Source organism: Psychrobacillus sp. Z16_25 (genome assembly GCF_056856695.1).
In genome coordinates, this window is the sequence record NZ_JBXEOV010000001.1 from 466720 (window position 1) to 492762 (window position 26043).

Consider the following 26043-nt stretch of genomic DNA (forward strand, 5'->3'; position numbering starts at 1 on the left):
CTCAACTAAAGCACCTCGTTGAATGAGAAGCTACCATGAAGTTGTATAGCAATTAGTAAAAAATCAAAAATAGCAGTTGCAACCAATTACATAAAGTGGTAATTTTAATCTAATATATGGTTGATTAATCAATCAAAAATGGAGGGTTAAAATGGGAAGAAGTATAGATCAAAAGAAAAAGGATGTCTTACATGTTGCAACTAAATTATTTGCTGAAAACGGGTTTGAAGCAACGACAATGTCGGATATTGCTAAGCTCTCAGGTGTTGGGTTCGGAACTGTTGCCTCTTATTATGAGAATAAAGAAACGTTGTTGTTCAAGTGTGTAGAAGAGCCAATGAAAGATCTTTTAGAGAAAACTCTCCAATTTGACTGCACCCCCCAAAGTTATAAGAAGGAAATTGAAGTGATGGCATTTCATCATTTTAAATTATTTCATCAAAATAGAAATTATCTATTGTTATTAATTCATGTAACATCTCAATGGGAAAGATATTTTAAACCATATGAATTAGCTCACGAGTTTGCTCTATCGATAGCGAAAAAAATAGAATTGCTTATTAAAAATGGGCAAGATGCTGGGCAAATTTCTGAAGGGGACCCGTGGATAATTTCGAATGCCTATATTTCATTTATTCTAGGTCTATTTTTATCTAATACAAATGAATTTCCAGAGGAGTCTTTAAAGTCTTTTGCTGAGACTTCTATTCGATTATTTGGACTGCGATGAGCAGTCTACATATTTATATAGACTTGATTGATTAATCAATCGTAATTTGTAACTGAAATAAAATTTAATATAACATAGGAGGGAAGGGAATGAAAAACAGTTATTTAAAAAACCGAAATTTATTGGTCAGTTCTTTCACTGTAAATAAATTAGCAGAATCCATTTTTTATTTAACGATTATTTGGTATATCTATGAGGTAACAGAATCGCCGATAGCAACAACGTTCTATTCCATCATATCCATTATTAGTAGTGTATTTTTAGGACCAGTAGTTGGTGTATTTGCAGAAAGGAAATCACCAAAGACAGTTGTCCATTACTGCTTTATACTGCTTAGTGTAACTACTTTTATATTGGCACTCTTATTCTATTTAGAAATAGGATATATATTGATCTTTATATATTTATTCACTTTTATAAATACTATCCTGACAATGACAGCAAGTATTTCTAGGGGTCGATTAATTGGCCAAATTGCACCTACGAAAAACATACCACAGCTTTCGGGCTTATTAACTAGCTTTAGTTCGATTTCAGATATGGTAGGCAATGCTATTGCAGGTTTTTTACTAGTAGCATTAGGATACGCTGGTGTCATACTAATACAATCAGGTAGTTATTTATTATCTGTAATTTTAATATTATTTATTTTTGTAACTATAGAAAAACCACAAGCCCAATCTGCTACTAGTTCTATCCAAAAGCCAAATTTCTTTCAAGAATTAGTAGATGGAATGAAAGAATTTAGGGAAAATCGACCTGTATTTAAATTAATTATTATTGGATCTATGATTAATATTTTATCGATTGGTAGCGCCTTACTCGTTGTGCTCATACAAGAGCAATTTCAAGCAGGAGCAAAAGAATATGGTTTATTTCATACTGCAGGCACTATTGCGACACTTATAGTAGGTTTAAGTGCAGGTAAATTATTAAAGACTACTCGACCTGGAATTATGTTTGCTATTTGCTTATTTTCAGTAGGAGCTTCGATGTTGTTAATAAGTATAACGACCAATTTTTGGATTGGTACTATCTGGTTTATGTTTATTGCTGGTGCAGAAGTATTAATGTTCATTTCAATCAACTCTATGTTAATCATTTTAGTTGAAGAACATTTTAGAGCCAGAGTTATGTCCCTTGCGTTATCTATATCGAGTATATTTATGCCAGTTGGAATGCTTTTTAACTCTATTATTTCGGAATACTTTGCAATTAATTATGTTTATATAATCGTTGGAATATGGACGTTAATTTGGGCAGTGGTTGCTTTATTAAATAAAGATATCCGTGGTCTTAAATTTGATGAAGAACAATTAAAAGATATATGATAAGAAATTGAGCTTAAAGTTTCAAAAGACCCAATGCATTTCGTTGTTTAAGATAACTCCAATTCAATACAACTGGGGATCAATGGAGAAGGTTCATTCATTATAACGAAAAAATTTTTCTGATTATTATGGATATTTGTGTTAAAATAGGGTTGTAATGTAAATTATTTACTTGTTGGAATTGTGAGGGTCTCTCATAAATGAACAGTGATTTACTGGCAAAGGTCAGAAAGTCCTCACCATTTTTATTATAAAATCAAGAACGGATAGATTTGAATAGAATAACAGAATAACTATCTTAATTTTTCAACTAACCAAGCAGTTTTTTTCAATAAGATCATTATTATAGGTGGCTTTTCATATGAAATATTTTTTGAAGTTACATGTTATTAGTCTTCTGTACGCTCTTATGATATTTGTTCCAATTGAGCTTATGGTGAATGTGTATAGGATTAGCAGAGTAACGAATTGGGAAGTTGGAAAGGTAAGTATGCTGACCAATGTAACAGTTGGTATAGAAATTTTAGGTGGAACAATATTACTCTTTTTCCTAACAAGGAAGTGGTTGGGTGAGCGAAAGGTAAATTTTTTTACGGCGATTCTCTGGATTCCCTACTTTGTTCTTCTCATTTATATATTCGCATCTTTATTTCCAATAACTAATCGGGGAGATACTCCTAATCCTGTTACAGGACTTTTCGTAATAGGAGGTTTGCTGGTATATCCATTCTATATACTAGTTCTGAATTTATTCTGTATAACAAATGAAAAGAAAGAAATGGAAGCAGGGGGTAAGGCGGATGTTAAATATCAATAATGCAGAACCGATTGTGAAGTCTTGGTATAAAGACGCTTATGCTTTATCGGGGATTGTAACAGCAATATTCTCTCCATTAATGGGGTTCATAGCATTCGTCATAGGTTATTTTTGTGGTTCAGAGCATTCTGGAAAAGTGATGGTGGCAACACTTTTTTCCTTTATCCTTTCATTTACAGTAGGATTACTGTTATAAAAACTGTGGGTGAACCAAAGATTTTATTTAGGAAGTGCTTATTAGAGAACATTAGATATAGATAGGGGGTCATTACATGCATTGGATAATGTGGTGTTTTTGGGGACTGCTAGCTTCTTTAGTTGTAGGTGGCTATGTTGTGGATTATTTAACAAAGGGAAAATATAAGATCTATAAGCAGGAGAAATCTTTAAACCAAACTGTTGCTGAAGCAGATGCCACTAGAGAAGTCGGTCGATATAATAGTCAAAGTGGCCTGTAAACGAGAACCTATACAGGTATATTATCTTCGTGAGCTTGGAAGGGGTTCCTTGCTCGCTTTTTTTATAGGGTTTAGAGAGGGGGAAATTGAATGTTCTTTCGTAAAATGACTGATGAAGACTTGGTAAACATGAGGAAAGCCAATCGATGAAAGATTCGTATTTTGTGGAGGAGATAAGATGTACATAGAGGATATATTTAGTGATTTACCAATGCTAGAAACAGAGCGTCTAATTCTTCGGAAAATCACTTTAGAGGATTTAGAAGATATACATGAATACGCTTCAAAAGAAGAGGTTTCCAAGTATGTAACCTGGGATACCCATGCAACAATAATGGATACACGAAATTATATTGAACTTGTACTAGAGAAATATCGGAACAAACAGGTTTCTCCATGGGGAATTCAATATAAGGAGAATAGTAAATTGATAGGAACAATCGACTTTGTGTGGTGGCAGCCAAATCAACAGATTGCTGAAATTGGATATGTCCTATCCAAAGAATATTGGGGACAGGGTTTAGTGACAGAAGCAGCTAATAAAGTAATACAATTTGGTTTTGACGAAATGGGACTGGTTCGTATTCAAGCTAGGTGTGACGTAAAGAACCTTGGTTCATCACGAGTCATGGAAAAGTTAGGCATGACCTTTGAAGGGATCATCCGAAAAGGGATAGTTGCAAAAGGAAAACATCGAGATGTAAAAATGTACTCAATACTTGATGAAGAGTTTGCAACTTTGAAAGAATCTAAACTCACAGGGGTGTCAAGGCTATGAAACTTCAAGTAAATAAAAGTGAACTGCAAACGAACGATGACATATGGAATGCGGTTTTAGCAGCCTATGTAGAATACGTATCTTTATTTCCGACAGAAGACGAGAAAATAAATGATTTCATCATTTTATTCAATTATTTTTGTGAGCTCGAAAGCGGAGGCCATGAAAGCTTATTGAATTGGTTTTCAGAGCATATAGAAGCAATGGGTATTCAAACGTATCTCCATAGATTGACGAACTTGCTTGAAAAGATTGGTGCATCCAGCTATGCAGAGATAGAAAAGAATAATCTGGAGGAACTTTGGAGTGCTTTTCTGGCATTAGAAAATAGTAGTAGTGAAGATCCACCAATTGAAAGCTTGGAAGTAGAATTTTATGGTCTTATCGAAAAAGCAGACGCTGCATATTTTAACCTTGGTCAGGAATTGAGTGAGCTACTAAGTGATTATGCTACTAAATGCCATGTTGAGATAATGGAGATAGTAGACTGTTAGATGTTTTCTAAAGCGCGTTGGTTAGTGGGTATTCAATCTTTTCGAAGGAAATTGCAATGGGAGGTTAATGGATGCGAGATTTTTTATTAACAGCTTTTCTCCTTGTGACAACTATGTCTATAATCGTTTGGATAGCAATGAATACAAATGGTATGAACGAACCTCAAACTACTAGAGAATGTAATACGAAGGATGAATCTATCTCCAAAAGTCATCAAGAGTATTTACTACAACACGGTTGGCATATTAAATCATCATGTGGCGCAAGAAAGCAGGTAATAGAATATTACTCAGAGCTTATACAGTCTCTACAGAGTGCTGGCTTGAATTTGGAACCATATAACCACAAAGGAATAGAAGCTAACATAACTACTTATCTTCTAAAGGAAAAGCAACAAACTGGTGATAAACTAACTGCCACGATTGTTGAAATAGATGGGGAATTAGTAGGTGGCTATGGAGGGTTAGAGAACTGGATTCCTGGGATTTTTAACTTGAGCGAAAAGAAGCGACTAGTGGAAGAAGGAATAATAGAAAGTAACAGTTTTTAGATTTTATAGACTGAAGATTCAGCTAACACGTGTAACCCGTAGCTAAAGGCAATGGGACTCGAAAGAAGTTTTTAGGGGGAAGTCAAATGGATATATTTATGGTGATCTTACCAATAATCAGTGTCATGTTAGGTTTATATTTAGTTTGTTTAGGATTATGGGAATTAAGAGTTGGTATGGATAGAAAAAGATTTATAAATTTCATGTTTTCAGGACTATTTTTGATTTTTATATTACCTATCATTTTGGGCTATCAATATATTAGTTTTTCTACTTATTGAACAGATATTAGTTTCATGAGGGGTTAATTTAGGGGGAGCAAGTGACGTGAATATTCATAAAAACGTAATTACATCGGGTGCTTATGTATTATATCAGGGGTTGTTTATCTTTCAGGTTGGACCTACAAAAAAGGCAGATGCGCTGGGAGTAGTTAGACTTGGTGGACATGTAGAACTTAATGAGACCCCCTTAGAGACCGCAGCATGTGAAGTATTTGAAGAGGCTTCTATGAAAATAAATCCTATGAATTCCCCTATTACCTATCATTTAAGTGATTGGGGAAGTAAGCCTTCCATCATTCAGCTTAACGAGAAAATTGCTCCGATTTTAGTCAAAGGAAATGAGCGAGGACCATTATCCATCATGTATCTTTCGTACTCTGAAAGTGAACCAGTTCCTTCCTCAGAAACTAATGGACTTCTTTTGCTAAGTCCAGAAGATGTTCAATTTATCTGTACTAATAAAATTACTTTATATGAATTTATTAAAAAGAACGGAAAAGTGATCTTAAAAAGCGATATAGATGGAGATTTACTATTAGCTCCTTTTCCTCAACTATTACTTCTTTCAAAACTGCTAAAAGAACATGCAGATTTGTTCATTCTAAAATCGTGAGTAGAGGAGGATGCATATGAAAAAGAGTATAAGCTTTACTTTTTTCTTACTAATTTTGATTCTCTGTGCCTGTAATCATGTAGAAGGAAATTCGCCTGAAAATGCATCAACTAACCAGTCTGAAAATAGAGACTATAAAGCACAAATACTTAAGGTCGAAACAGATTTAGAGGAGGAAAATGGTTGGCTGATTGTTCCAAAAGGGAAAAGTACGATGACTATTTTAGTGGAAGCAGAAAACGTGGAAACATTGTTATTTTGGATTGCTGAAACAGGAACAGGGACTTGGGAAGACAGAACGCTCATTGGTACCGACATAGACGGGAGTGATGGATGGGCTATTAAGTGGGATTTTGGTGAGAGAATATTTCACGATCATATTGTTATCCAGGCATTGGGAATGGATCACGTTACACAAGCAAAAGAGACCATCAATGTTCATTCTCTAATAGAGAGTGATTCGAAATAAGCTATTTGGTTATTGGTAATAAAATACATTATTATCTATAAAATCGAAACTTACTTCTTCCTCTAACGTATGTAAAGCAGGAGTACACCTCAATTTATCTTTCATCGTTCATTTGAAAAGATAGGAATAAAGGGAGGAAGATATGATGAACCATATAAAAGTTAGTTTACTGATATGCTTTGTGTTGTTATTTTTTGTCGGATGTTCATCTTCCGATGTGGAAATCACAAGTTATAAAGAGTCAGGGATAAACGAAGATTTTCCTGTTCCGTCTAAAGCGAAAGTAAGTGAAGTGCAATTTAACAATCCTCATATTAAAAAGGGCGAAAAGTATACCTTGAGAAATATCGGAGGAAAACAAGGACTTTATCCACCAGCTGATTATTTTGAGCAAATCAGTCTCGAAGGCTGGGAAGAGCTGAAAGAAGAAAGAATGGGACATGTCCATTTTTTTCAGAAAGAAGCTACCGTTATTTCTCTAGTGTTAAAAGAGGATTATTTTGAGTTATTTGAAATGAAGGAAGGGTATTTTGAAGACGAAATGTAATGAAGGGATAATCATTTGAAAGAAGACAGAGAAAACCATATAAAGAGTAATATCGATACAGATGATGGGTGGAATCGAACTTTATACGGAAGTCCAACGATTGGTGGCTTACTCGTTATTGGAGCAATCATTCTATATATCATTTTTAATAGTAATTGGTAAGGGGAATCCTCCTCCCAATTGGAATGTATTACATTTAAAAGGGAGGTCACCATGATAATCCAAAAGAATAAAATTAGATTCTGTATGTTTTTCGGAGTATTATTGCTCATCTTAACAGCTTGTTCCCAAGAAAAGACAGAAGAAAAAGAATTGATACAAAAAGTGCTTGAGCATCAATTTACTGGTCCTGATGAGAAGTTTGTGGATTTAGTATGGAATCCTAAATACAAAACTGTTGTGGATAATAAAGAAGAGAACAAAGAGTTAGATAAGTATGTAGATGAAGTGTACGGTCCATACTTTCTTGATTCTTATATTAGCTCTTTCCTAGCTTCATCTGGAACGACATATCCTATTGTTGCTCATCTCTCTGGACATCAGTTAAGTATGAAGGATTTGGTGATTGAGCAAAGCGAGAAAATGTCTAATCGATATACCTTCGTTGTAACGGTTGGTTATCAAAAAGATGGGGAGAAAGAACGAACAGCAAATGTAACAGGCGAAGTAATCTTCTCCACATCAGAAAAAGGGAAAATAGGTAAGTTCCAATATCAAGATATAGATGGTCTAGTGAATCAACTAATGAAGGAAATGAATAATTGATAGCTGCATGAATGCTTTTCCTATAAAGGGGGCAAATGCAATTCTCTTTCTAAATTGCACGATTTGGAGGTGAAGATTTGTTTTATTTTATTGAACCGATATTCTGGCTTAAGTTGATTTTGGTGCTCTTGATTACGGCATTAGCATTTTATATTTTTGGTTTTCTCATGAGAAAATGGTTGAAAGTTGAAAAGAAGAAACTGTTTTCCCATAACCATGTGAATGACATGCACAAAAAAATAGATTGGACGCTTCGAATAATTTTTATCGCATTTATCATAGTAGGCGCTTTTTATAATGCAGAACGAGGCTATTTAGAAAGAATTTGGTACATAGAGCCATGGTCTTTATTAATTGGCTTAACAATTATGACGGAAGCTGTTCGAGCTTTCATGGAATGGAGATACATTCCAAATACAAACGACTATATTTTCACTTTAAGTCAGCTAGCATTTGGTGTCCTATTAGTATATACAGCGATATCAACTAACTTTTTTGGCATGGTTTAATAGAATGTAACAAACTGGAATATGGGGGGAGAAATTTTATGATGTGGAAAAAGGGTTTATCGGTTGCAGTGTTCTTATTAAGTTTCATTTCATTATTTATTTCAGTTAGATTGTTTTGGAATATGGGTCTATTTGTAGATGAATATAATTTGAGCCCGGACGTGGTCAATGGAGGAGAGTTTTGGGTTTCAATGGACTGGCTAAGATTAGTTCTATTGTTTTTGCTTTGTGTTGTATCTGGTTTAAGTATTTTTAGTAATAAGCAAAGTAATTAAAGCAAATGCAATATGTAATGAGGGGGAAGGTTCTTGGATAAGAGGGTGCAGTTTTTTGTATGTATATTATTTAGTCTGTTCATATTCACTGCATGCCAAAATAGTGCGGATCGCCAAGAAGAAAGTTCTTCTAATGACTACGAAGATGATAAGATGGTGGGAACTATATGGGAAATAAATAAAAAGGGCAATAGTGTGGTAGTTAATATTTCTGATTGGATGAAAAGAGGTAGTAAAGGTACTCACACTGATGAAGGATATTCCTACACAGCAAAGATAACGGAAGAAACAGTCATGAAGCATGAGAATGGAACAAAAGCCTCTTTTGATGAATTAAAAATAGGGCAAAAAATGCAAATCAATCTACCGATTGAGAATAATTTTGAGGTTCCACCAGAAGAAATAATTTTATTAGAAATGACTTACGAAGAAAAATATGCAAGTCTTCTCTCGCATATTGAGGGGTTTAACATTGTTTTTATGTACGAACCTGGAAAATACTTTTCTTCAAGTATGCCTGATACCGTTTATCCAGAAGTATTGAGTATATTGGAAGACACAGAACACAAAGCGGTAGCCGCATCGATAGAATACAATCCAGATTTTATTATAGATTATAAAGAAGAGCTCGGTATTGAACAATTCCCGGTAATTTTAGTGTTTGACCAGGAAGAATTTCTTTTTAAAACGGACAATGTCAAAGAATTATATGACTTCTTTAGAAAAATGAAAGAATAAGGGAACCCAGTTTGTGAAAATAATGGTACAATAAGAACGCATGTGCGATTATTTTAAAAGGGGATATTTTATGAATAAAGGGGCTATCAAACATATTCAAGCAGTATCGCTTTACACTCCCAACTTGGAGCAATCAGTAGAGTTTTATAAAACTACGTTTGGAGCAAGTGAATTGTTTCGTTCCAACCAGACGGACGGATCCAAAATGGTAGGCTTTTCATTTGCTAATGGGAATACAGAGTTTGTTTTACACGACAGTGAAAATTTTAAGGATCCTGATATCGAGGTTTTTGTAGAAGATGTGAAAGAATTCTACCATGCTCATAAGGAAAATCAAAACATCCATTGGATTCAGCCGCCGATTGAAAAGCCTTTTGGAGGACATCTTGCGGTTATGCGTACAATAGCGGATGATATAGTATTAATAGTTGTGGGACCATAATAAAATAACATGCCTTAGCTAATGCTTTACTTCAAAAAAGGAGTAGAGCATTTTTAGTGTCTACTAAATGGTTTCCTAGAGAAAAAACTTTTGGAAAATTTGAACAAAATGTAACTTGAGTGTATTTTCATCGTATAATTAAGCTAAAACTTCTAACTCAGGTTTAAAGAGGGGTGTGTTCATGATTTTCATCCTATTAGTGTTGTATGGCATGATAGCAGGTTTTTTCATTTCAAAAAGAAAGATGAGAATGTCTCAAGCTATTATACCGATGTTAGCCTTTTCTATTCTTTCAAGTGTCGCTTTGGCTCAAAACTATACACAAAGCTTGGTACCCGAAGTTAACGATGGTATAGGAATTTCCAATTTCTTAGTTGCATTTTTATTACCAGAAGACTATTGGTCAAAAGAAATGTTTTTAGAAACATATGAATTATACCTTGGTATTTCTATTGCGCTAATTCTTTTCTATTTTATTGCTATAGTAGTTGAGAAAATTATTTTTAATACCGGAGCAAAAAAATCATAGGGGGATATGGATGAAGAAAAAGACCAGACTTTTCTTCTTGTTTACTGTAGTGTTCTTACTTACGAGTTCCTTTATTTCTGTGAAATTAAAACCTAATGATGAGGATCTTTTCCGTTGGATGGAAGAAACTTATGAGATAAAATGTCTTTATTCAAATTGTGATACTTTTGAGCTTTTGGAAGAAGGTAAAGAACCGATTATAATGCAGACAGTACGTGGGAGCTACTCACCCGGTATTTTTGTCATGGAAGTAAAAAGGACATATCGAAACTTAGAAGATTCTTCTTACAAATTAGATATCCATCTAAGAGGCTTTTTAGGAAAGTTTTCAATAAAAGAGGAAGCAATGAATAAAATATCTAAAAAATGAATGTGAAGGTAGATGACCTATTTGAGAGAGCTGTGTAGATGCGATGAAACCTATACTTTATTAGTTGAAGCGGATATAGGAGCAGATCCTATATGGTGTAAGAGATGTTATTGTAACTTTGACATAGAAGATGTTCCAATTTCAACAGAGCTTAAATCGGAATTGATGGCATGGGTCATGAAATATGGGGCGTGGATTGATTGGGGGAATGATCGTATCTCCCCAAATGGAATTGAACTTGAAGATAAACATAATATACAGGGAATAAGGCTTACAGAAAAAGTACAAAAAGAATTAGAGGGAAAATATAACGTTTCTTTTAAGCCATCTACATTTGCAAGAAAACAGGTAACCAGGAGGCAGTAATCTATTTCAAACATTCAGAGTGAAAGGGGAATAGTTTTGTTACCTATTATTACTATCATTCTTCATAGTATTTCACTAGCACTTGGTACTGTACTACTTTTTAGGTGGAATCAATTCAAAAAACGTAAAGAGAAATTATCTCTAATATTTCTATTTAGTTGCACTCTACTTAGTTTTTCCATGCTATTGTATTTTGAGTTATTTTAAAATAAATAAGACCTTCAAAATTTTGGGGAGTAGAAGGTTTCTAGAGCAAACCTCTTGAATCAAACTATAAACAAGATGACAACCCAATATTTGTAATGGTAATATTTAGTTATTATAGATAAAATTAGGATTATCTGTTAATATAATATAAAGGAGTGTTCATCATGATTAAATCAGCCAAATGGCAATTTATACATTACATAATATTCGCCGGTCTTTTTGTTATCGCTTCTTTTTCTTATATTGACTTTGTTGATCATAAAAATTCATTTTTTGGACCTACTGTCTTTTACTTTTTCATGATTATAGCTGTTTTTAATGCTGGATTAGTTACTCAAAAATATATTCAGTGCAAAAAAGAAGAAAACTAGTAGAAGTCAGATATTTCTATGTACCAGTATTATGCTTTACTTCATACAGGAGTAAAGCATTTTTCTTATTAAATAGAGAAATTAATGGAAACATAGGAGGTAAAGCTTATGAAGAGAAGGACTATCTTTTTTTACTTGATTGGTATAACTATGTTTATTTCTGCCTGTTCTATTAATAGCAAACCAGGAGAAGAGTCATTAACTACGGAATCTGAGTACGGCGAATTACTGAGCACATTTCAAGAAGAAAAAATGGAGATTGAAGTATCTACAGATAAAAATGTATATCCAAAAAAAGAAGATGAAATAATTTTCAAGATTGATAATACTAGTACAGAGTCCGTAGGTTTTGGGGTACCAATCTATGTAGAAAAGTTGAAAGGTGACAAATGGTATAAAATCCCTTATACAGAAAGACTGGCATTTACAGACAATGTTCTAGAGGTAGAACCTAATTCCCAATTTGAACAAACTATAGACCTTAGATATTTGGATTATCAACTGACAGAAGGCCATTATCGTGCAGTTAAATCCTTCTATGTAAGTGGTGAGGATATAGTTCTTGGTACTGAGTTTGAGCTTAGTGAATAACAATTTAGTTTTTTTGATGTAGTTAATCTTGGTTTAATAAAGGAAGGCTTAAACAGGAGAAAATAGGTGCGCTTTGATACTAACAAAGTATAAAATCTTATTGATTTCAGGTGCTTACTTTACGAATGAGTAAAGCCTTAAAAAGGGAGGTAGAAAAATGCTGTTTTTATGGAATCTTTCCTTCGTCGTTTCCATTTTTACTTTTATAATCGGTATCACAAAAAAGTCTTGGGTATACTTACTAACTAGTACCATTACGTTTATCCCAATAGCTCTTTATTTCATAGGTGCTAAAAATGCTTGGGCTTATGTTGGTTTAAGCCCAATATTACTTCTTATCCTCACAATAGTATTTTGGTTTATACGAAAGAAAAGGGTTGAAGTAGACCAACGCCTAGTAAGACGTTGATCTACTTTCCGTAATAGCTTATTTAGTCCATTGCAGCTATCAGTATCTCTATATTGTTTTCTGGATCGTTTACAAACCCGATAAATTTATATGCTGGACGATAATATCCTTTTGTATCGTAAGTATAGGAAACTTTTACATCTGTTAGTGTGAGTGCATCTCCTGGTTCTAAAGGATTAAACAAACTAAATTCTCCATTTTGCAATTTGTTATAAGCTTGTTGCTCAGAGATTACTTTCTCTTCTCCAGTGAATTTATTATTTTGGATATCGTACATGATATTGAAAGGTATTTCATTATTCGAAAGAGTCACAATCAGGAAGCCTTGGGAAAAATCCTCGCAGAAAGAATCTAAATGTTTGGTTTCTGGAATATCCCAACGAATAGTGGAATCATGTTGATGCTGATAAATAGCGTTAGCTGGAAGTAAATTCTCTTCTAGGAACCAGTTCTCCAACAGCTGCTTTTGTTTTTTAATATCCGCTTGTGACGTTTCCTCTCTATTTTGCTCATAAAAGCCCCAAGTTCCACTTTGCATGAAGTAGTTTAATGAATATTCTGTTCCGTTTTTATCCTCATAGAAAAATAGTCGATTTTCTCCTTCCATGCGCATGCCACCTTGCTGCTCCAGTTGGAATTGTTTTGCTACCTTCTGTGAAAAGTTTCTTGCAGCATCCAAGTTTTTAATATTTTGATTCAAATAAATACAAGCATTGGAGGAATTCTGCGACAGCTCGGTTTTTAACTGGACTTTCACAGACTCCATCGGTTGTTTTTGTGCTGGCTTATAAGGAAGATTCCCGTATTCCTGTGTTTGATAAGCGATATATCCAATTCCAAAAATGGCCACAAATAATAAAGGAATTACAAAAGCCCTTCCTAGTGCCTCCCAATGCAGCTTGCGCTTCTCAATAGACAATAGGAAAACCATGATTAGAAAATATCCAGCGATGCTACCGAGTGTATTATGGAATAAATCATCTAGCTCAAAAATACCTTTTCCAGTAACAAGTTGAAAGACTTCAATCCCAGCGGTGAAAGTGAGGGAGATAAAGATAACACGCCAAAATGATTTACATTTTGGATGAATAAAGGGTAATAGCATCCCTAATGGCAAGAACATGATCATATTAAAGATCATTAACTGAAATTCTGCTAGAGACCACTTGTTCCAAGCGCTTATATAGCCGCTAAACAGGCTCACGTTTACCTGTCCAGTATACATAGCAGGTCTGTCAGAGGTTGTCAGAGCAAATACGGTCATCACCCAACACAACAGGAAAGAAAGACTGAGGAAGGTAGCTAAGCGAAGTGGATACTTTTTCTGAAAGAACCTTCGATAGATAAAGTATCCAATTACAAAAGCAAGTACTATCAGGAAAGAAAATTTTGCATAAGGCAAAAGGGATGAAACAATCGTTTGAAAATCCATTGAAAAGCCTCCTAAGTTGTTTAGTGGGTTTAGCATATCAATATATTCTGAAGATACTAGTAGGATATTTCTTAAGATTTTCTTAAAAGGGTAAATATGGTAAAATATAATTAGGGATAACTAACTGGGGGTGAAAACGTGCATGCTACTTTTAGTGTGATAGATGCTTTATATCAGATAATGTTCTTGGCTTTTATCGCTGTAACTATTATTCTGATTGTTTCCTTGTTTCGCTATATAAAAAGTCGGAGACATCAGCTCGACAGAATGGAAAGAATGCTCGAGGATTTAAATAAAGAAATAAAGAAAGAAGTTTGAAACAGGGAAACATGATGATTGTTAGTTAAAGTGGAGGATTGTTGAAATTGATTTTAGGAACTGGAATTCGCTAATACTTTTAGGAACACTATTAAATCTTATGAGTATCGCTTTTGCTTTTAGCTTGGACTTTGGTCCCTTTATTGCTATTGCAGGGATGTTTTCTTCCTTATTTTCTTTCTTTTATACCGATAAATTTACAAACATTAAGATATTTCTTCTTGGGGTTAACTTAATTCTGTTTTGTATTATGGTAGGAGGGGGATGCTGATGGTGTTCCTATTGTAGCCTTCGGTGGTTTTATCATTTCACTATTTTCCTTAAGGAAAACGAAGAAAACGGTGGAATGAAAAATGATGTTGGAAAGTTTTTTATGGATCATAGTTTGCTAGTACAGTAATAGAGAGAAGGTATAGATTTAATGGTGTGTAAAGAAATAGCTTTTCCTGTAAAACTAAAAAAAGATGACGAAGAATTTGGCGTTCATTTTCCCACACTCCTACCAGATCATGGTTTTACGTGGAGCAGGATGCGAATGCGCTGCATTGCTACATGAGATTGGATTTATTGATCATCAACTGTTTGATTTGAACTTTGAAGTTTATTGGCTTGATTTCGCTTTTAAGTGATAGTAAAAAGGCCAGTAAATGAATAGTCACCTTTTCACTAGACAAATGCAACTTTTTATTATATACTAAGTTTAATGAGATTGTATATAAGAAAAACAAAAATTCACCTATTACAAAGAGTATTCGTGTCTTATTTGGAACTTTTTGTAATATGTGAATTTTTTCTTTTGGAAGAAATATTATCTTATTAAATACGAATTAATGGAGGTCATTTATATGACACAAGGTACAGTAAAATGGTTTAACGCAGACAAAGGTTTCGGTTTCATCGAAGTTGACGGCGGAGAAGATGTATTCGCACATTTCTCAGCTATCCAAAGTGAAGGCTTTAAATCACTTGAAGAAGGTCAAAAAGTTGAGTTTTCAGTAGAAAACGGCCAACGTGGACCACAAGCTGCAAACATCGTAAAACTTTAATTTTTAGGATGTAAACATAAAAAGAGGTATCCTTTCATCAGGATGCCTCTTTTTTTCATAGGCGGTAAGTTTCTAAACGTAGTCTATTATCGTCGCTATTACTTGTTTTGTCCTACTTATCCTAGCGACGAGTGGAGGCAGAAGAGGATTTTGATAGTTTTGTAGAAAAGGTAAAAGAGATAGTAGATTGTTAGTAATCAATAAGCATCGTAGCATTACATAATGTTTATAATTCATTGGTTAAGTTAGACAGAATGGAAAGTATCCTCCACGAACTTCATAAGCAACTTAAAAGAGAGGCTGACTGACAGCTAATTCATTAATACACTCAAATTAATCAGAAAAGAGCTTAAATCATTTTGAAATGATATATTTATTTAGACGAAAGTCCAGCAAGCAGTGGTTAGTATCGGTTATCGAGATCGAGGAGGGGAAGAGGCTAATTTTTACGTGCAGAAGCATACGAATGTGCTGCATTGCTACTTAAGATTGGATTTATTGATAATCAACTGTTTGATCTGAAGTTTGAATGGATTGCCAAGGTAATTCTGGATAGTGCTTGTCCAAGTTATAGTCAAAGAGGAAATGCATCTTCAAGTTTTTGGACTTGATCTCCCTTTTTATATGATAGTAAAAAGGCCAAAAATGAATAGTCATCTTTTCACTAGACAAATGCAACTTTTTATTATATACTAAGTTTAATGAGATTGTATATAAGAAAAACAAAAATTCACCTATTACAAAGAGTATTCGTGTCTTATTTGGAACTTTTTGTAATATGTGAATTTTTTCTTTTGGAAGAAATATTATCTTATTAAATACGAATTAATGGAGGTCATTTATATGACACAAGGTACAGTAAAATGGTTTAACGCAGACAAAGGTTTCGGATTCATCGAAGTTGAGGGCGGAGAAGACGTATTCGCACATTTCTCAGCTATCCAAAGTGAAGGATTTAAATCACTTGAAGAAGGTCAAAAAGTTGAGTTTTCAGTAGAAAACGGCCAACGTGGACCACAAGCTGCAAACATCGTAAAATTATAATTTTAATGATGTAACCAGGTAAAAAGAGACATCCTTTCATTAGGATGTCTCTTTTTTTCGTAGGTGATATGTTTCGATCGTAGTCTAATATGGGCATATGCTTTAAAGGCTGGCAAAGGAATAGGAAATCGTATCACTAGACAAATGTAACTTTTAATTATATACTAGGTTTAATAAGATTGTATACAAGAAAAACAAAAATTCACCTATTACAAAGAGTATTCGTGTCTTATTTGGAACTTTTTGTAATATGTGAATTTTTTCTTTTGGAAGAAATATTATCTTATTAAATACGAATTAATGGAGGTCATTTATATGACACAAGGTACAGTAAAATGGTTTAACGCAGACAAAGGTTTCGGTTTCATCGAAGTTGACGGCGGAGAAGATGTATTCGCACATTTCTCAGCTATCCAAAGTGAAGGCTTTAAATCACTTGAAGAAGGTCAAAAAGTTGAGTTTTCAGTAGAAAACGGCCAACGTGGACCACAAGCTGCAAACATCTTAAAACTTTAATTTTTAGGATGTAAACATAAAAAAGAGGTATCCTTTCATCAGGATGCCTCTTTTTTGTCTTACTTAACCTGTCATTTGTACAGTAATGCGACTAGGAGAGGCGGAGGAAGCTTTCTACAGCTTTATCCGAAAACTAAAAGAAATAGCACTAAATGCGCAGACCATCGATAAAAAAGCTAGGTATGCAAGAAGAGAAGAAACCTTCTATTTTTGATAAGGATCTTGATAAAGACTAAAAAAGACCTCTAGATAAGGTCTTTTTTGTTCGTCATTATTTACTTATAATAATTGGTCACTAGATTTTACTTAAACAACAATTTACGATTAATATACGCATCGTCACCATGGACAATGATTTCTAAATAAGGCAATCCAAATAAAGTATAGGCGGTCAATGTCTGTGGAGACTCATCTGCTTCTAAAGAATCAATGGAGTAAGATAATATGAAAAATCGTTGAAGAGTTCCTTCAAACAAGCTTTGGGCTTGCAATATGTGCTGGTTATGTAATTCATCATGTACCATATATGTTTGAATTTCTCTACCGGGCAGGAATGCAGCCACGCTAAAGGAAAATATGATGAGTTTTAAAACGGCTCTTCTTATTTTATAGGATTTTCCTTTTATTATCCTGGGTTGCAGAATAAACACTTCCTTTATGTAAAGTTGGAATCAACCTACTATATTCATCCAAGAAAGGAAGCATGAAACTTTATAATATCTTTTTGCTTCATTATCCCTTATAATTAATTGTCGTATGAATGATATCGTGGTATAATGGGCAAATTGTTAGTTGTAGAAATGAGGGCTAATACAATGAAAAAGTCAATATATGGTCTTACCAGAGACCAGTTAATAGAGTGGTTATTAGAACGTGGCCAAAAGAAATTCCGTGCAGAGCAGGTATGGGATTGGTTATATAATAAACGAGTACTAAGCTTCGAAGAAATGACGAACGTCAACAAGGATACTCTAAAGCTTCTTGAGGAAAACTTCGAGATTCAAACGTTGAAGGAAAAGGTGAAGCAGGAGTCTGCTGATGGCACCATTAAATTCTTGTTCGAAATGCAGGACGGCAACCTTATCGAGACAGTGTTAATGCGCTTCAAATATGGCTTATCTGTATGTGTTACGACACAGGTTGGCTGTAACATCGGCTGTAGCTTCTGTGCAAGTGGTCTGTTGAAGAAGAGCAGAGACCTTGATGCAGGAGAAATTGTTGGTCAAATTATGAAGGTTCAAGAGCACTTGGACCAAATCCAAAAAGACGAACGAGTTAGCCATATCGTGGTAATGGGTATTGGGGAACCATTTGATAACTATAAAAATTTGATGAACTTCCTACGTACCGTAAATGACCAAAAGGGACTTGCGATTGGTGCACGCCATATTACCGTTTCAACAAGTGGCTTAGCGAAGAAAATTAAAGACTTTGCAGATGAAAATATCCAAGTGAACCTAGCAGTATCTCTACATGCTCCAAATGATGAGCTTCGTTCTCAAATCATGATCATTAATAAAGCCTTCCCAATTGAGAAGGTAATGGAATCGGTAGATTATTATTTAGAAAAAACTAATCGTCGCATCACCTTTGAATATATTTTATTGAAGGATGTCAACGATCACGTAGAAGAAGCACAGCAGCTAGCGAAGCTGTTGGAAAACAAGCGTCATCTATCTTATGTGAACCTTATCCCTTATAACCCAGTGGATGAGCATAGCCAATACCAACGCAGCTCAGAAGAATCTATTAGTGCGTTCTTCCAAACATTAAAGAGCCGTGGTATCAACTGTGGAGTACGTGTGGAGCAGGGCTCTGACATTGATGCAGCTTGTGGTCAGTTACGAAGTAAGCAAATTAAAAAAGACAAAGTTTCAAACTAAATTTATACGAAAAATAAGGCGTTCTCCGAGAAGGAGGACGCCTATATTATTAAAGTTTACTCTATGACATGTAATTATCTGAAGCATCTCTTTAGATGGATAGTCTTGTCAGGAAATATGATATAATTTAGTTAGCAACCATAGGCATTCATGGGCGGCAGCACATCTTTCTTTTAACTCACTTTCTCAGTGAGAGAGAGGGGGTGTTGCTGATGACAATAGAGCAAGCATTAAATCTGATGATTTCGTTTTCAACGTTAATCGTTGCGGTTATTGCATTGTCATTTACTTTTACGAAAAAAAAGTAAACCGCCCTTAGCCGCTAAGCAAGTGGACGGTTTACTGTTCCCTGTGCTGTTCGCCTTTGAAGCGAACTATGATGTTGCAAAAGACTGTTGGTGCTGGAACACCAATGGTCTTTTTTAATATACTCTTTTATTACCCTTAGTATAACATATCAATTGTTATTTTCAATTATATGAATTTTTTTGAGCAAATACAAATATGTTAATAAGATAAAGTGTTACTGGTGGTAGCAGGCTTTAAAAGTAGATACGATTTTCTAATAATTGTCCTCCATTTTTTGTAGAGGACATTTTTTACTTCGAAAATGGGTAACTTATAGTAAGCTATGAATAATTCATGCAAGAGATAATATCCCATTGTATCGGAGTGAATACGAATGAATATAACTGAAATGTTAAATAACATGCTGCTTCACGGTACAACCACAGAGGAGGCCATTGCACTATTTGACCAACTCGAAGCAGTGGAAGCTAAGGAAATGTGGGGTATGTGGAAAGGGGAGGAAATAAAAACAGGACATCCCTTTGACGGACTTTTAGAGGCATCAAGTTGGTATGGGAAGCAGTTTATAGATGAGGAGCGAGTTCATCCACTTATGATGGAAAAAGAAAATGGTGAGCTTTATGCGATCAATCCAGTTTTCATCCCTTTAGGTTTCCCTTTTGAAAAAATACCTAAAAGCTTCATAACTCCAGCAATGAAGCTCTCACGACGAGTGTTACATACAAAAAAGAGTGCCGCAAGACTACGTATGCTGGAGTACAGAGGAAAAACAAGTGCAGCCATGGTGTACGATAAAAAAGAAATTATTGATGTTTTTAGAAAAGTGGATACTCGAACTTTACTGGGAATGATGGATATAAAACAAGCACAAGGCGGGAAGCCATATTTTTTTGTGCTGAGTAAGGTAGATGGAAATAAGACGTTTTAATCTTTTGGGATAAAAAGTAAATATAAGGAATAAGAGATACTTTTCTAATTTGTAAGCAGCTTATTAAGAAAGGGGGAAGTATCTGTGAAGAATTGTAAATACTTTCTTACTTTAGTAGCGCTGATTTCCATTCTTGTTGGCGGGTGTTCAAATGAAGATAGAAATTTCGAGCAATATATTAAGGTTGACAAGCGGGTTGGAGAAGAAAATAAATATGAGGACCTTCAAGAGATCTGGGATAATGATCAAGTCCAAAGGGTAATAGAGATATTAAATGATATCGAATGGAAAAAAGCAGAAGTGGAAATGGTACGTCCTGCTGATTACAGGTTTTTATTTCAATATAAAGACCCTAACATAGAAGCAAAAGCAGTACCATATGAGCTTTGGATCAGTCCAAATAAAGATACGGTGGAGCTGATAAGGGGGGATAGTAGCTATATTCAATTAAATAAGGAAAAGTCAACGGAACTAGTGGAAATAATTACCGGCGAGAATATCGGACCTCTAAGGAGAGGTCTTTTATCCCGCATTAAGGGACAGTAAGACTCCCACTTCAAGATTGCAAAAGAAATGAGAAAGCTAAGTGGGAGATCAACTGTCCCTAAAAGCCCGATTGGTTCAACTAATGATTGGTGGGGGTTGAAAGAAAACCCCCACCAATCAAAGTTTCACTTTATTATGCGCAACATTCCTAAAATTTTTATCTGAAAATGAAAGCTAAATCAAAACTTAATCCGTCTAATATATGAAAGGGTAATTAAGGGGGGATAGCTTGGTTGATTTAGTGAAGAAGGCTCAAGAGGGTAATGATAAAGCATTTTTAACTTTATTTCAGCAGTACGAGGAAGAAATCTATAGGATGGCTTATATATATGTGCAAAATCAAAGCGATGCACTAGATGTGGTTCAAGAGACTGCATATCGTTCCTTCAAAACAATTAAAAGTCTCAAAGAAGTAAAGTTTTTTAAAACATGGTTAATAAGGATTGCGGTTAATTGCTCGTTAGACTTACTTCGAAAACGTAAAAAAGTTGTTCAATTAAAGCCGAGTTTTGAGGAAAATGTATCGAAGTATATAGACGAAGATATTGATTTGGAAGTGACGATTCGAGACTTAATTGAACTGTTAAATGAAGAGGAAAAAAGTGTGATTATGCTTAGGTTTTATGAAGGTCTGACGATTAAAGAGGTTTCCGAAGCATTAGATATTCCCTTGGGTACAACAAAAACGGTTTTATACAGAGCTTTAGGAAAGCTCCGTAAAAATTGGAAGGGGGATGATTTTAATGAACAATAAGATTCATCAAGAAATGAATAAAATAACAATACCAAATGAGCTTAGTGAAAGAAGTAAAATGGGCGTAAATCAAGCGAAGAAGGAAATGAAAAGTGTTAAAAAACGTATTCCTATAAAAAGCATCGGTATTTCCGCTGCAATACTTGCTACTGTTGGGGCCTTTATTTTATTTACTAGTAATCCGTTTGATAATATGAATCCAGGTGAACAAGCAGTGAAGGAAGACGGAAGTGTGACAATCCCGGCTATTCAATTACCAGAAGACACTTCAAATGCGAATATGATTGGTTTAATAGTGTATAATGGAAAAATTTATACCCAAGCAAAGACCGAGATAGATGCTGAGGATGCAAAGTTGCTGATAGGTGAAAAACTTGGAACAACGAAGGGTTCTATTGATGAATGGAGTTCACAAGAAGCCTATGAAGAACTTGCTTCCACAATAGGAGTAACGGATGTATATTCTGTAAACGGTTACGATAAAGACTTTCGGATAATGACATACCAAGATATCAATGGTGAGCAATACGCGGAGTTTTATGAAAACCTAAACGGAATTACAATTAAGAGCGGGGAGGATGTATTTGGCCAATTAAAGATAGAAAATAATATAGTTTCTGCAGAGTATCGCGTTTTTAGTGATTGGGACAATAGCATTGACAATTTTTATCCAGTAACAGAGTTGGAAACATTAAATAGCTTCCTAGAAGAACTGAACAGAGCAGAACCCTTTCTTCGAACACAAAATTCAGATCCCATTAGTGATTATAGAAGTGATGAAGATTTCAGGGAACTGACTATTCATTTAAAAGATGGTACAAGGGTCAAGATGACTCTTCTAAAGGATGGGTTTATCTATTATGGATTTATGGATGTATATTTTGAAATGAACCAAGAGGTATTTTCAAAGCTATGGAAGCAACTTGAATAATGAACAAAAAGAGCCTGGATTGTATCCAAGCTCTTTCCTATTTATGAAAGCGATTTATGCTGAAATGGACATTTTCCTTGGATAGGTTCAATATCGTCTCCGATAAAGAATTGCTTCCATTCGTTATGTGTTGGATCTCCGAAATGTCCGATATCTGGATGCTTCGGCAGCTGATCCCATACCTCTACGCGTTTTCTCACCTTTTCTCGTGACATAATGCCGCCTTTTTCGGTTCCCTCTAATCCTACAAATATTTTACGAGGCTGGAAACCTAAAACCATCGCATTACCTAAGTCTCGAGTTTTCCGCTTTTTATAAGCCGGAGTATTCCCGAATACAAAGATTGGCTCACCATGGAATCGGAAATCCCATAAATAATGTTCAGGATCACGAGGACTGTCTTCTGGCCATTCCACTTCATCTACTTCATGCAGATATTGAAGAATCTCCCAAAATTGCTTTCGGTAGTCATCAATTGCTCCTTCCACTTCAAAAGGCTCTACAAAGACAAATAGACCATGTCTTTTGTGATTCGGATCCTTAAATAATTCCAAAAAGCTTTTCAAAGCATTCGGTAGATTGCTCCAATCTTCCTGACTAATATATGCATAGCGTAGCTCGCCCTTTAATTCTCCACTCATACCAAAAAAGCAAGGAAATGTTTTATCCGTAACTGTCTTATGAAACGTCTCGTATTCCCTGTATAGCCATTCTGGCAGGTCTTTTCTTGTTTGAAAATCTTCCTTTGTTAATAAAGCATGCTCCTTTGTAAGCAAAAAATCCTCTCCCTTTGTACTATGTATATTTCACTACTTCTTTATTTACCCAAAAGAATTTTCTTGCAAACCAGTTATATAGGAAATTGAAAATTATGTAAAAGGTTATAGAAGGATATTATCGGGAATAGAAACATATGAGAAGCAAAACAGGAGGATGACTAATGGAGAAATTAAAGGAAGACCAATTACAAATACAATGTCAAAGCGAATATGGAGTACTTCACAAAGTCATCTTATGTGAACCACAATACATGGAAATAAAAGACGTGATTAATGAAGTCCAAAAGAAATATATAAATAGTAATATTGATCAATCACTCGCACTTTCGCAGCATAAGACATTTGAAGAAGCTTTGTGTAAGGAAGGGGTAGAGGTAATCAAGCTACCACCCAAGAAGAATCAGCCGGAGCAGGTATTCACTAGGGATATCGGCTTTACGATAGGGGAGACCTTATTTATTTCTGAAATGGCTAATCCTATTCGTCAAGGCGAAGAGGAAGTGTTGGTCCAATGGATGAATGAGCATCAGCTACCATATAGAAAACTTACCTCTCACCCAGTGGAAGGAGGAGACGTGCTGGTTGATGGTAAACGAATTTTCATTGGAATTAGCGACCGAACAAGCATAGAGGCAGTGGAAGCACTGCAAAACGAATTACCAAACTATGAAGTAATCCCAGTTCCATTCAACCCGAAATACCTACATCTCGACTGCGTTTTTAACATCTTATCTCCACAGGATGCCCTCGTTTATCCAGCCGCGCTTGATTCGGAGGTTATTGAAAGACTATCTTCTATATATCATTTAATTGAGGTAAGTGAAGAGGAGCAGTTTACGATGGGTACAAACGTCTTGTCTATTGGTCATAAACGAGTGTTTAGCTTACCGTGTAATCAAAAAGTAAATCAGCAGCTGAGGAACCATGGCTACAAGGTAATAGAAGTAGACTTTTCTGAGATTATTAAATCAGGTGGATCGTTTAGATGCTGCTCTATGCCAGTTTTGCGTGATTGATAATAGGATATGTAAGCATTAAAAAGAAAACATCATTTTTATAAATGGTGTTTTTTTATGCATTCTCTAAGAGTAAATTTTATAATTTTTATAAAAAGGAAGAATAAAAGAAGATAGTAAAGATGAGGGGTATTTGTTAAAATAAGTATATGAAATTAGAAACATTTAATTTAATAGATATGATAGAAGATTTTTAAATTCTTTCCTATGAAGAAGAAGCGTATATTACTTACTACAGTAAGTAATTGGAGTATATTCTTACGAAATTATTATAGAGTAGGTGATAGATTTTATTTTTAAATTTATTTAAGGGGATAAATTTAATGGAACAGTTTTTTAAGATTTTCGTTTGGGTAATCTTTTCAACAGTTTTAGTTTATTTGTTCGCTTCTTGGAAAGAATATAAGTGGACTGAGAAAATAATTAGCATTAGAAAGACTTGGTATTTCTTATATTTATTAGGTGCGTTAATTTATTGGACGAAATTTCCTTCAAGTTTATTTACTGATTGGCATAATTATTTAATCGTTTTTATGGCGTTTATATTAATTGATGCCTTTTTTATCCTTAATATGTATTTTAGTAAACTAGGTAGTAGTAGTGAGCTAACTAGGTTAACTGAAGCAGTTAATAATTCGAGTGAAATGATTCAAGATGGACGAGAAAAACTAAAAAATGCTAGTTCTGTCTTGATGACATATGAATATATAGAGTATTATGAAACACAAGAAGAATATTTAATTGAGTTAAATAGTTTTCTACAAGAGTATGGCTCACTTGAAAATATTAATATTATCATTAAGGAAAATCTGATTATCTAATCAATGAGATAGACAAGTTTAGTTTAAAAACGGCAGATCGACACCAACTACAAAAGTCTATAAATAGTGGTCAAACATATTTTAGCAACAAAATAAATTATGTCATTCAACCATTAAAATGTATGGGGAAAGATTATGTAATTGAAATGGAAACGAACGAATTACCTAACGATTACGATGCTTTAATATTGGGTATATTAATATCAACATTCGATTCTGCGATGAAAGAGTTATAAACTCTTTAGAAAAGGCGGTGTTTGTTAGTGAAAACAGTCCTAAAAAAAAGTCCAACAGAAATAAGCACTTCCACAAAGTCGAGACGAGTTCGCTCTCGAATTCAGTTAGGAGAAGTTGGAATGAGTCCGAGGACACGTATTTTATTAGAGAATAATAAACAAGCCGTAGAAGAAGCTGAAAAATCTTTAACAAGACAAAATCCATTATTTAACCGGTAGGAGATAAATCTTCTGCCGGTTTTTGTTTTCATTGGTATAGTTGTTCATTTTATAGGCATAGAATATTGAAAGGAGTGAATACAACCTATGCCTAAAAGGAGAACTCGTAATCGAATTTTTTATACCTTGCCTTCTTTATCTACCGAGCGTCCAGACTTAATTTTGTATAAAGAAGTATTAGACAATGTTCTTAAGTATACACAAAGAAACAGGATATTTATTTCTCTGGAAGACGGATGTAAACTTAAAGAGATAGAAGAATTAACCATTAGAAACTTAGAGAAAATAAGGTATACACGAACTGTTCGATAATTAAATAAGGAGACATTTTTTAAAAGTTCATTTCGGATTTATCTTTCTTCTCAAAAGGAGCAGGTTTTTCATCAATTGTTTGCTTGTAGGCATAGCCTTTATTAATAACGAAAATAGATAAGCCTAAGATAATAAGAACTATAAAGATACTAATCAGCATAAAAGTTACCATGGATTAACTCCTTTTTATCTATAGTGTAAAAGGAGGAAGAGCAAAAAAGCTACCCAAGAGGGTGCTGCACCCCAAAAGTTAGAGTAAAAACTAACTTTTGGGGTGTTTTTCTATGGCTAAATATAGTGAAGAATTTA

Annotated in this window: 40 protein-coding genes; 36 read left to right on the forward strand and 4 right to left on the reverse strand. The window is 34.5% G+C overall.

The features are described 5' to 3' along the window. The first annotated feature begins 151 nt into the window (after positions 1-151). The 24 genes from AC1VU3_RS02350 to AC1VU3_RS02465 all read left to right on the forward strand — a co-directional run bounded on the left by AC1VU3_RS02350 (position 152) and on the right by AC1VU3_RS02465 (position 12644). Positions 152-730, forward strand: coding sequence for a TetR/AcrR family transcriptional regulator (locus AC1VU3_RS02350; RefSeq protein ID WP_480389602.1), 579 nt, complete (start codon positions 152-154; stop codon positions 728-730). 89 nt (positions 731-819) lie between these two features. After that, entirely contained in the window at positions 820-2061 is a 1242-nt protein-coding gene (locus AC1VU3_RS02355) for an MFS transporter (protein WP_480389603.1), read from the forward strand. A 361-nt stretch (positions 2062-2422) separates the two neighbouring features. Continuing rightward, a complete protein-coding gene (locus AC1VU3_RS02360) occupies positions 2423-2878 on the forward strand; it encodes a hypothetical protein (RefSeq protein ID WP_480389604.1) in 456 nt (151 codons plus the stop codon). Beyond that, complete coding sequence (locus tag AC1VU3_RS02365) at positions 2862-3074, forward strand: hypothetical protein (protein WP_480389605.1); 213 nt, start codon at positions 2862-2864, stop codon at positions 3072-3074. Before AC1VU3_RS02360 ends, AC1VU3_RS02365 begins: the two co-directional genes overlap by 17 nt. 76 nt (positions 3075-3150) lie before the next feature. After that, positions 3151-3336 carry a hypothetical protein gene (locus tag AC1VU3_RS02370; protein ID WP_480389606.1) on the forward strand — a complete coding sequence of 62 codons (186 nt, stop codon included), beginning with the start codon at positions 3151-3153 and terminating at the stop codon, positions 3334-3336. A gap of 178 nt (positions 3337-3514) precedes the next feature. Beyond that, positions 3515-4114: a GNAT family N-acetyltransferase gene (locus AC1VU3_RS02375; protein WP_480389607.1), complete on the forward strand. Its 600-nt coding sequence runs from the start codon at positions 3515-3517 to the stop codon at positions 4112-4114. Further along, the gene (locus AC1VU3_RS02380; RefSeq protein WP_480389608.1) at positions 4111-4608 is read left to right on the forward strand and encodes a DMP19 family protein; all 498 of its coding nucleotides are present in this window, start codon (positions 4111-4113) and stop codon (positions 4606-4608) included. Before AC1VU3_RS02375 ends, AC1VU3_RS02380 begins: the two co-directional genes overlap by 4 nt. A gap of 71 nt (positions 4609-4679) precedes the next feature. Next, positions 4680-5159 (forward strand): hypothetical protein, encoded by a 480-nt coding sequence (locus tag AC1VU3_RS02385; protein ID WP_480389609.1) that lies wholly within the window; start codon positions 4680-4682, stop codon positions 5157-5159. 86 nt (positions 5160-5245) lie between these two features. Further along, positions 5246-5440, forward strand: coding sequence for a hypothetical protein (locus AC1VU3_RS02390; RefSeq protein ID WP_480389610.1), 195 nt, complete (start codon positions 5246-5248; stop codon positions 5438-5440). A gap of 46 nt (positions 5441-5486) precedes the next feature. Continuing rightward, positions 5487-6056 (forward strand): NUDIX hydrolase, encoded by a 570-nt coding sequence (locus AC1VU3_RS02395; protein ID WP_480389611.1) that lies wholly within the window; start codon positions 5487-5489, stop codon positions 6054-6056. 16 nt (positions 6057-6072) lie between these two features. Further along, positions 6073-6525 carry a hypothetical protein gene (locus AC1VU3_RS02400; protein WP_480389612.1) on the forward strand — a complete coding sequence of 151 codons (453 nt, stop codon included), beginning with the start codon at positions 6073-6075 and terminating at the stop codon, positions 6523-6525. A gap of 145 nt (positions 6526-6670) precedes the next feature. Further along, a complete protein-coding gene (locus tag AC1VU3_RS02405; RefSeq protein ID WP_480389613.1) occupies positions 6671-7072 on the forward strand; it encodes a hypothetical protein in 402 nt (133 codons plus the stop codon). A 15-nt stretch (positions 7073-7087) separates the two neighbouring features. Next, positions 7088-7234, forward strand: coding sequence for a hypothetical protein (locus AC1VU3_RS02410; protein ID WP_480389614.1), 147 nt, complete (start codon positions 7088-7090; stop codon positions 7232-7234). A 51-nt stretch (positions 7235-7285) separates the two neighbouring features. Continuing rightward, positions 7286-7837, forward strand: coding sequence for a hypothetical protein (locus AC1VU3_RS02415; RefSeq protein WP_480389615.1), 552 nt, complete (start codon positions 7286-7288; stop codon positions 7835-7837). A gap of 77 nt (positions 7838-7914) precedes the next feature. Next, positions 7915-8346, forward strand: coding sequence for a DUF4181 domain-containing protein (locus AC1VU3_RS02420; protein ID WP_480389616.1), 432 nt, complete (start codon positions 7915-7917; stop codon positions 8344-8346). 38 nt (positions 8347-8384) lie between these two features. Then, positions 8385-8621 (forward strand): hypothetical protein, encoded by a 237-nt coding sequence (locus AC1VU3_RS02425; RefSeq protein ID WP_480389617.1) that lies wholly within the window; start codon positions 8385-8387, stop codon positions 8619-8621. Positions 8622-8654: 33 nt separating this feature from the next. Further along, on the forward strand, positions 8655-9359 hold the full coding sequence (locus AC1VU3_RS02430; protein WP_480389618.1) for a hypothetical protein: 705 nt from the start codon (positions 8655-8657) through the stop codon (positions 9357-9359). A gap of 70 nt (positions 9360-9429) precedes the next feature. Beyond that, positions 9430-9801 carry a VOC family protein gene (locus tag AC1VU3_RS02435; protein WP_480389619.1) on the forward strand — a complete coding sequence of 124 codons (372 nt, stop codon included), beginning with the start codon at positions 9430-9432 and terminating at the stop codon, positions 9799-9801. Positions 9802-9982: 181 nt separating this feature from the next. Then, on the forward strand, positions 9983-10330 hold the full coding sequence (locus tag AC1VU3_RS02440; protein WP_480389620.1) for a hypothetical protein: 348 nt from the start codon (positions 9983-9985) through the stop codon (positions 10328-10330). Between the two features lie 10 nt (positions 10331-10340). Then, positions 10341-10700, forward strand: coding sequence for a hypothetical protein (locus AC1VU3_RS02445; RefSeq protein ID WP_480389621.1), 360 nt, complete (start codon positions 10341-10343; stop codon positions 10698-10700). 12 nt (positions 10701-10712) lie between these two features. Continuing rightward, positions 10713-11066 (forward strand): hypothetical protein, encoded by a 354-nt coding sequence (locus AC1VU3_RS02450; RefSeq protein WP_480389622.1) that lies wholly within the window; start codon positions 10713-10715, stop codon positions 11064-11066. Between the two features lie 371 nt (positions 11067-11437). Next, entirely contained in the window at positions 11438-11644 is a 207-nt protein-coding gene (locus AC1VU3_RS02455; RefSeq protein ID WP_480389623.1) for a hypothetical protein, read from the forward strand. A gap of 108 nt (positions 11645-11752) precedes the next feature. Further along, positions 11753-12235, forward strand: coding sequence for an immunoglobulin-like domain-containing protein (locus AC1VU3_RS02460; RefSeq protein WP_480389624.1), 483 nt, complete (start codon positions 11753-11755; stop codon positions 12233-12235). 157 nt (positions 12236-12392) lie between these two features. Beyond that, complete coding sequence (locus tag AC1VU3_RS02465) at positions 12393-12644, forward strand: hypothetical protein (protein ID WP_480389625.1); 252 nt, start codon at positions 12393-12395, stop codon at positions 12642-12644. A gap of 22 nt (positions 12645-12666) precedes the next feature. Here the strand turns inward: AC1VU3_RS02465 and AC1VU3_RS02470 are convergent, their stop codons facing one another. Next, on the reverse strand, positions 12667-14076 hold the full coding sequence (locus tag AC1VU3_RS02470) for a VanZ family protein (protein ID WP_480389626.1): 1410 nt from the start codon (positions 14074-14076) through the stop codon (positions 12667-12669). Between the two features lie 138 nt (positions 14077-14214). Between AC1VU3_RS02470 and AC1VU3_RS02475 the strand changes: the two genes are divergently transcribed. From AC1VU3_RS02475 to AC1VU3_RS02490, 4 genes are all read left to right on the forward strand, one after another. Continuing rightward, the gene (locus AC1VU3_RS02475) at positions 14215-14394 is read left to right on the forward strand and encodes a DUF4083 domain-containing protein (RefSeq protein WP_480389627.1); all 180 of its coding nucleotides are present in this window, start codon (positions 14215-14217) and stop codon (positions 14392-14394) included. 845 nt (positions 14395-15239) lie between these two features. After that, positions 15240-15440: a cold-shock protein gene (locus tag AC1VU3_RS02480; RefSeq protein WP_480389628.1), complete on the forward strand. Its 201-nt coding sequence runs from the start codon at positions 15240-15242 to the stop codon at positions 15438-15440. Positions 15441-16283: 843 nt separating this feature from the next. After that, a complete protein-coding gene (locus AC1VU3_RS02485) occupies positions 16284-16484 on the forward strand; it encodes a cold-shock protein (protein ID WP_482982629.1) in 201 nt (66 codons plus the stop codon). A 315-nt stretch (positions 16485-16799) separates the two neighbouring features. Next, positions 16800-17000, forward strand: a complete 201-nt coding sequence (locus tag AC1VU3_RS02490) for a cold-shock protein (protein WP_482982630.1) — start codon at positions 16800-16802, stop codon at positions 16998-17000. Positions 17001-17302: 302 nt separating this feature from the next. On the opposite strand, the gene AC1VU3_RS02495 is transcribed toward AC1VU3_RS02490, so the two are convergent. Further along, entirely contained in the window at positions 17303-17524 is a 222-nt protein-coding gene (locus tag AC1VU3_RS02495) for a hypothetical protein (RefSeq protein WP_480387730.1), read from the reverse strand. A gap of 291 nt (positions 17525-17815) precedes the next feature. Between AC1VU3_RS02495 and rlmN the strand changes: the two genes are divergently transcribed. From rlmN to AC1VU3_RS02525, 6 genes are all read left to right on the forward strand, one after another. Beyond that, the gene (gene rlmN / locus AC1VU3_RS02500; protein WP_480387731.1) at positions 17816-18883 is read left to right on the forward strand and encodes a dual-specificity RNA methyltransferase RlmN; all 1068 of its coding nucleotides are present in this window, start codon (positions 17816-17818) and stop codon (positions 18881-18883) included. A gap of 212 nt (positions 18884-19095) precedes the next feature. After that, positions 19096-19191 carry a putative holin-like toxin gene (locus tag AC1VU3_RS02505; RefSeq protein WP_480387732.1) on the forward strand — a complete coding sequence of 32 codons (96 nt, stop codon included), beginning with the start codon at positions 19096-19098 and terminating at the stop codon, positions 19189-19191. 374 nt (positions 19192-19565) lie between these two features. Then, entirely contained in the window at positions 19566-20120 is a 555-nt protein-coding gene (locus AC1VU3_RS02510) for a DUF4334 domain-containing protein (RefSeq protein ID WP_480387733.1), read from the forward strand. 84 nt (positions 20121-20204) lie between these two features. Beyond that, a complete protein-coding gene (locus tag AC1VU3_RS02515; protein ID WP_482982631.1) occupies positions 20205-20666 on the forward strand; it encodes a YhfM domain-containing protein in 462 nt (153 codons plus the stop codon). Positions 20667-20895: 229 nt separating this feature from the next. Next, positions 20896-21420, forward strand: a complete 525-nt coding sequence (locus AC1VU3_RS02520) for a sigma-70 family RNA polymerase sigma factor (protein WP_480387735.1) — start codon at positions 20896-20898, stop codon at positions 21418-21420. Continuing rightward, positions 21410-22351 (forward strand): hypothetical protein, encoded by a 942-nt coding sequence (locus AC1VU3_RS02525; RefSeq protein WP_480387736.1) that lies wholly within the window; start codon positions 21410-21412, stop codon positions 22349-22351. Before AC1VU3_RS02520 ends, AC1VU3_RS02525 begins: the two co-directional genes overlap by 11 nt. Before the next feature lie 41 nt (positions 22352-22392). On the opposite strand, the gene AC1VU3_RS02530 is transcribed toward AC1VU3_RS02525, so the two are convergent. Further along, a complete protein-coding gene (locus AC1VU3_RS02530) occupies positions 22393-23127 on the reverse strand; it encodes a YqcI/YcgG family protein (protein WP_480387737.1) in 735 nt (244 codons plus the stop codon). A gap of 164 nt (positions 23128-23291) precedes the next feature. On the opposite strand from AC1VU3_RS02530, the gene AC1VU3_RS02535 reads away from it, so the two are divergent. Both AC1VU3_RS02535 and AC1VU3_RS02540 read left to right on the forward strand, forming a co-directional pair. Further along, positions 23292-24146, forward strand: coding sequence for a dimethylarginine dimethylaminohydrolase family protein (locus AC1VU3_RS02535; protein WP_480387738.1), 855 nt, complete (start codon positions 23292-23294; stop codon positions 24144-24146). A gap of 323 nt (positions 24147-24469) precedes the next feature. Continuing rightward, a complete protein-coding gene (locus AC1VU3_RS02540) occupies positions 24470-24967 on the forward strand; it encodes a type II toxin-antitoxin system SpoIISA family toxin (RefSeq protein ID WP_480387739.1) in 498 nt (165 codons plus the stop codon). A 786-nt stretch (positions 24968-25753) separates the two neighbouring features. Here the strand turns inward: AC1VU3_RS02540 and ytzI are convergent. Then, positions 25754-25906, reverse strand: a complete 153-nt coding sequence (ytzI, locus tag AC1VU3_RS02545; protein WP_480387740.1) for a YtzI protein — start codon at positions 25904-25906, stop codon at positions 25754-25756. Positions 25907-26043 lie beyond the last annotated feature (137 nt).

Coding starts and splice junctions, on each gene's coding strand:
- AC1VU3_RS02445 (WP_480389621.1), top strand. CDS start 10,341: ATGAAGAAAAAGACCAGACTTTTCTTCTTGTTTACTGTAGTGTTCTTA.
- AC1VU3_RS02370 (WP_480389606.1), top strand. CDS start 3,151: ATGCATTGGATAATGTGGTGTTTTTGGGGACTGCTAGCTTCTTTAGTT.
- AC1VU3_RS02470 (WP_480389626.1), bottom strand. CDS start 14,076: ATGGATTTTCAAACGATTGTTTCATCCCTTTTGCCTTATGCAAAATTT.
- AC1VU3_RS02535 (WP_480387738.1), top strand. CDS start 23,292: ATGGAGAAATTAAAGGAAGACCAATTACAAATACAATGTCAAAGCGAA.
- AC1VU3_RS02455 (WP_480389623.1), top strand. CDS start 11,438: ATGATTAAATCAGCCAAATGGCAATTTATACATTACATAATATTCGCC.
- AC1VU3_RS02415 (WP_480389615.1), top strand. CDS start 7,286: ATGATAATCCAAAAGAATAAAATTAGATTCTGTATGTTTTTCGGAGTA.
- rlmN (WP_480387731.1), top strand. CDS start 17,816: ATGAAAAAGTCAATATATGGTCTTACCAGAGACCAGTTAATAGAGTGG.
- AC1VU3_RS02385 (WP_480389609.1), top strand. CDS start 4,680: ATGCGAGATTTTTTATTAACAGCTTTTCTCCTTGTGACAACTATGTCT.
- AC1VU3_RS02360 (WP_480389604.1), top strand. CDS start 2,423: ATGAAATATTTTTTGAAGTTACATGTTATTAGTCTTCTGTACGCTCTT.
- AC1VU3_RS02540 (WP_480387739.1), top strand. CDS start 24,470: ATGGAACAGTTTTTTAAGATTTTCGTTTGGGTAATCTTTTCAACAGTT.
- AC1VU3_RS02495 (WP_480387730.1), bottom strand. CDS start 17,524: ATGGTACATGATGAATTACATAACCAGCACATATTGCAAGCCCAAAGC.
- AC1VU3_RS02350 (WP_480389602.1), top strand. CDS start 152: ATGGGAAGAAGTATAGATCAAAAGAAAAAGGATGTCTTACATGTTGCA.
- AC1VU3_RS02365 (WP_480389605.1), top strand. CDS start 2,862: ATGTTAAATATCAATAATGCAGAACCGATTGTGAAGTCTTGGTATAAA.
- AC1VU3_RS02450 (WP_480389622.1), top strand. CDS start 10,713: ATGACCTATTTGAGAGAGCTGTGTAGATGCGATGAAACCTATACTTTA.
- AC1VU3_RS02460 (WP_480389624.1), top strand. CDS start 11,753: ATGAAGAGAAGGACTATCTTTTTTTACTTGATTGGTATAACTATGTTT.
- ytzI (WP_480387740.1), bottom strand. CDS start 25,906: ATGGTAACTTTTATGCTGATTAGTATCTTTATAGTTCTTATTATCTTA.
- AC1VU3_RS02400 (WP_480389612.1), top strand. CDS start 6,073: ATGAAAAAGAGTATAAGCTTTACTTTTTTCTTACTAATTTTGATTCTC.
- AC1VU3_RS02355 (WP_480389603.1), top strand. CDS start 820: ATGAAAAACAGTTATTTAAAAAACCGAAATTTATTGGTCAGTTCTTTC.
- AC1VU3_RS02505 (WP_480387732.1), top strand. CDS start 19,096: ATGACAATAGAGCAAGCATTAAATCTGATGATTTCGTTTTCAACGTTA.
- AC1VU3_RS02465 (WP_480389625.1), top strand. CDS start 12,393: ATGCTGTTTTTATGGAATCTTTCCTTCGTCGTTTCCATTTTTACTTTT.
- AC1VU3_RS02435 (WP_480389619.1), top strand. CDS start 9,430: ATGAATAAAGGGGCTATCAAACATATTCAAGCAGTATCGCTTTACACT.
- AC1VU3_RS02485 (WP_482982629.1), top strand. CDS start 16,284: ATGACACAAGGTACAGTAAAATGGTTTAACGCAGACAAAGGTTTCGGA.
- AC1VU3_RS02390 (WP_480389610.1), top strand. CDS start 5,246: ATGGATATATTTATGGTGATCTTACCAATAATCAGTGTCATGTTAGGT.
- AC1VU3_RS02380 (WP_480389608.1), top strand. CDS start 4,111: ATGAAACTTCAAGTAAATAAAAGTGAACTGCAAACGAACGATGACATA.
- AC1VU3_RS02490 (WP_482982630.1), top strand. CDS start 16,800: ATGACACAAGGTACAGTAAAATGGTTTAACGCAGACAAAGGTTTCGGT.
- AC1VU3_RS02440 (WP_480389620.1), top strand. CDS start 9,983: ATGATTTTCATCCTATTAGTGTTGTATGGCATGATAGCAGGTTTTTTC.
- AC1VU3_RS02375 (WP_480389607.1), top strand. CDS start 3,515: ATGTACATAGAGGATATATTTAGTGATTTACCAATGCTAGAAACAGAG.
- AC1VU3_RS02510 (WP_480387733.1), top strand. CDS start 19,566: ATGAATATAACTGAAATGTTAAATAACATGCTGCTTCACGGTACAACC.
- AC1VU3_RS02405 (WP_480389613.1), top strand. CDS start 6,671: ATGAACCATATAAAAGTTAGTTTACTGATATGCTTTGTGTTGTTATTT.
- AC1VU3_RS02480 (WP_480389628.1), top strand. CDS start 15,240: ATGACACAAGGTACAGTAAAATGGTTTAACGCAGACAAAGGTTTCGGT.
- AC1VU3_RS02425 (WP_480389617.1), top strand. CDS start 8,385: ATGATGTGGAAAAAGGGTTTATCGGTTGCAGTGTTCTTATTAAGTTTC.
- AC1VU3_RS02525 (WP_480387736.1), top strand. CDS start 21,410: ATGAACAATAAGATTCATCAAGAAATGAATAAAATAACAATACCAAAT.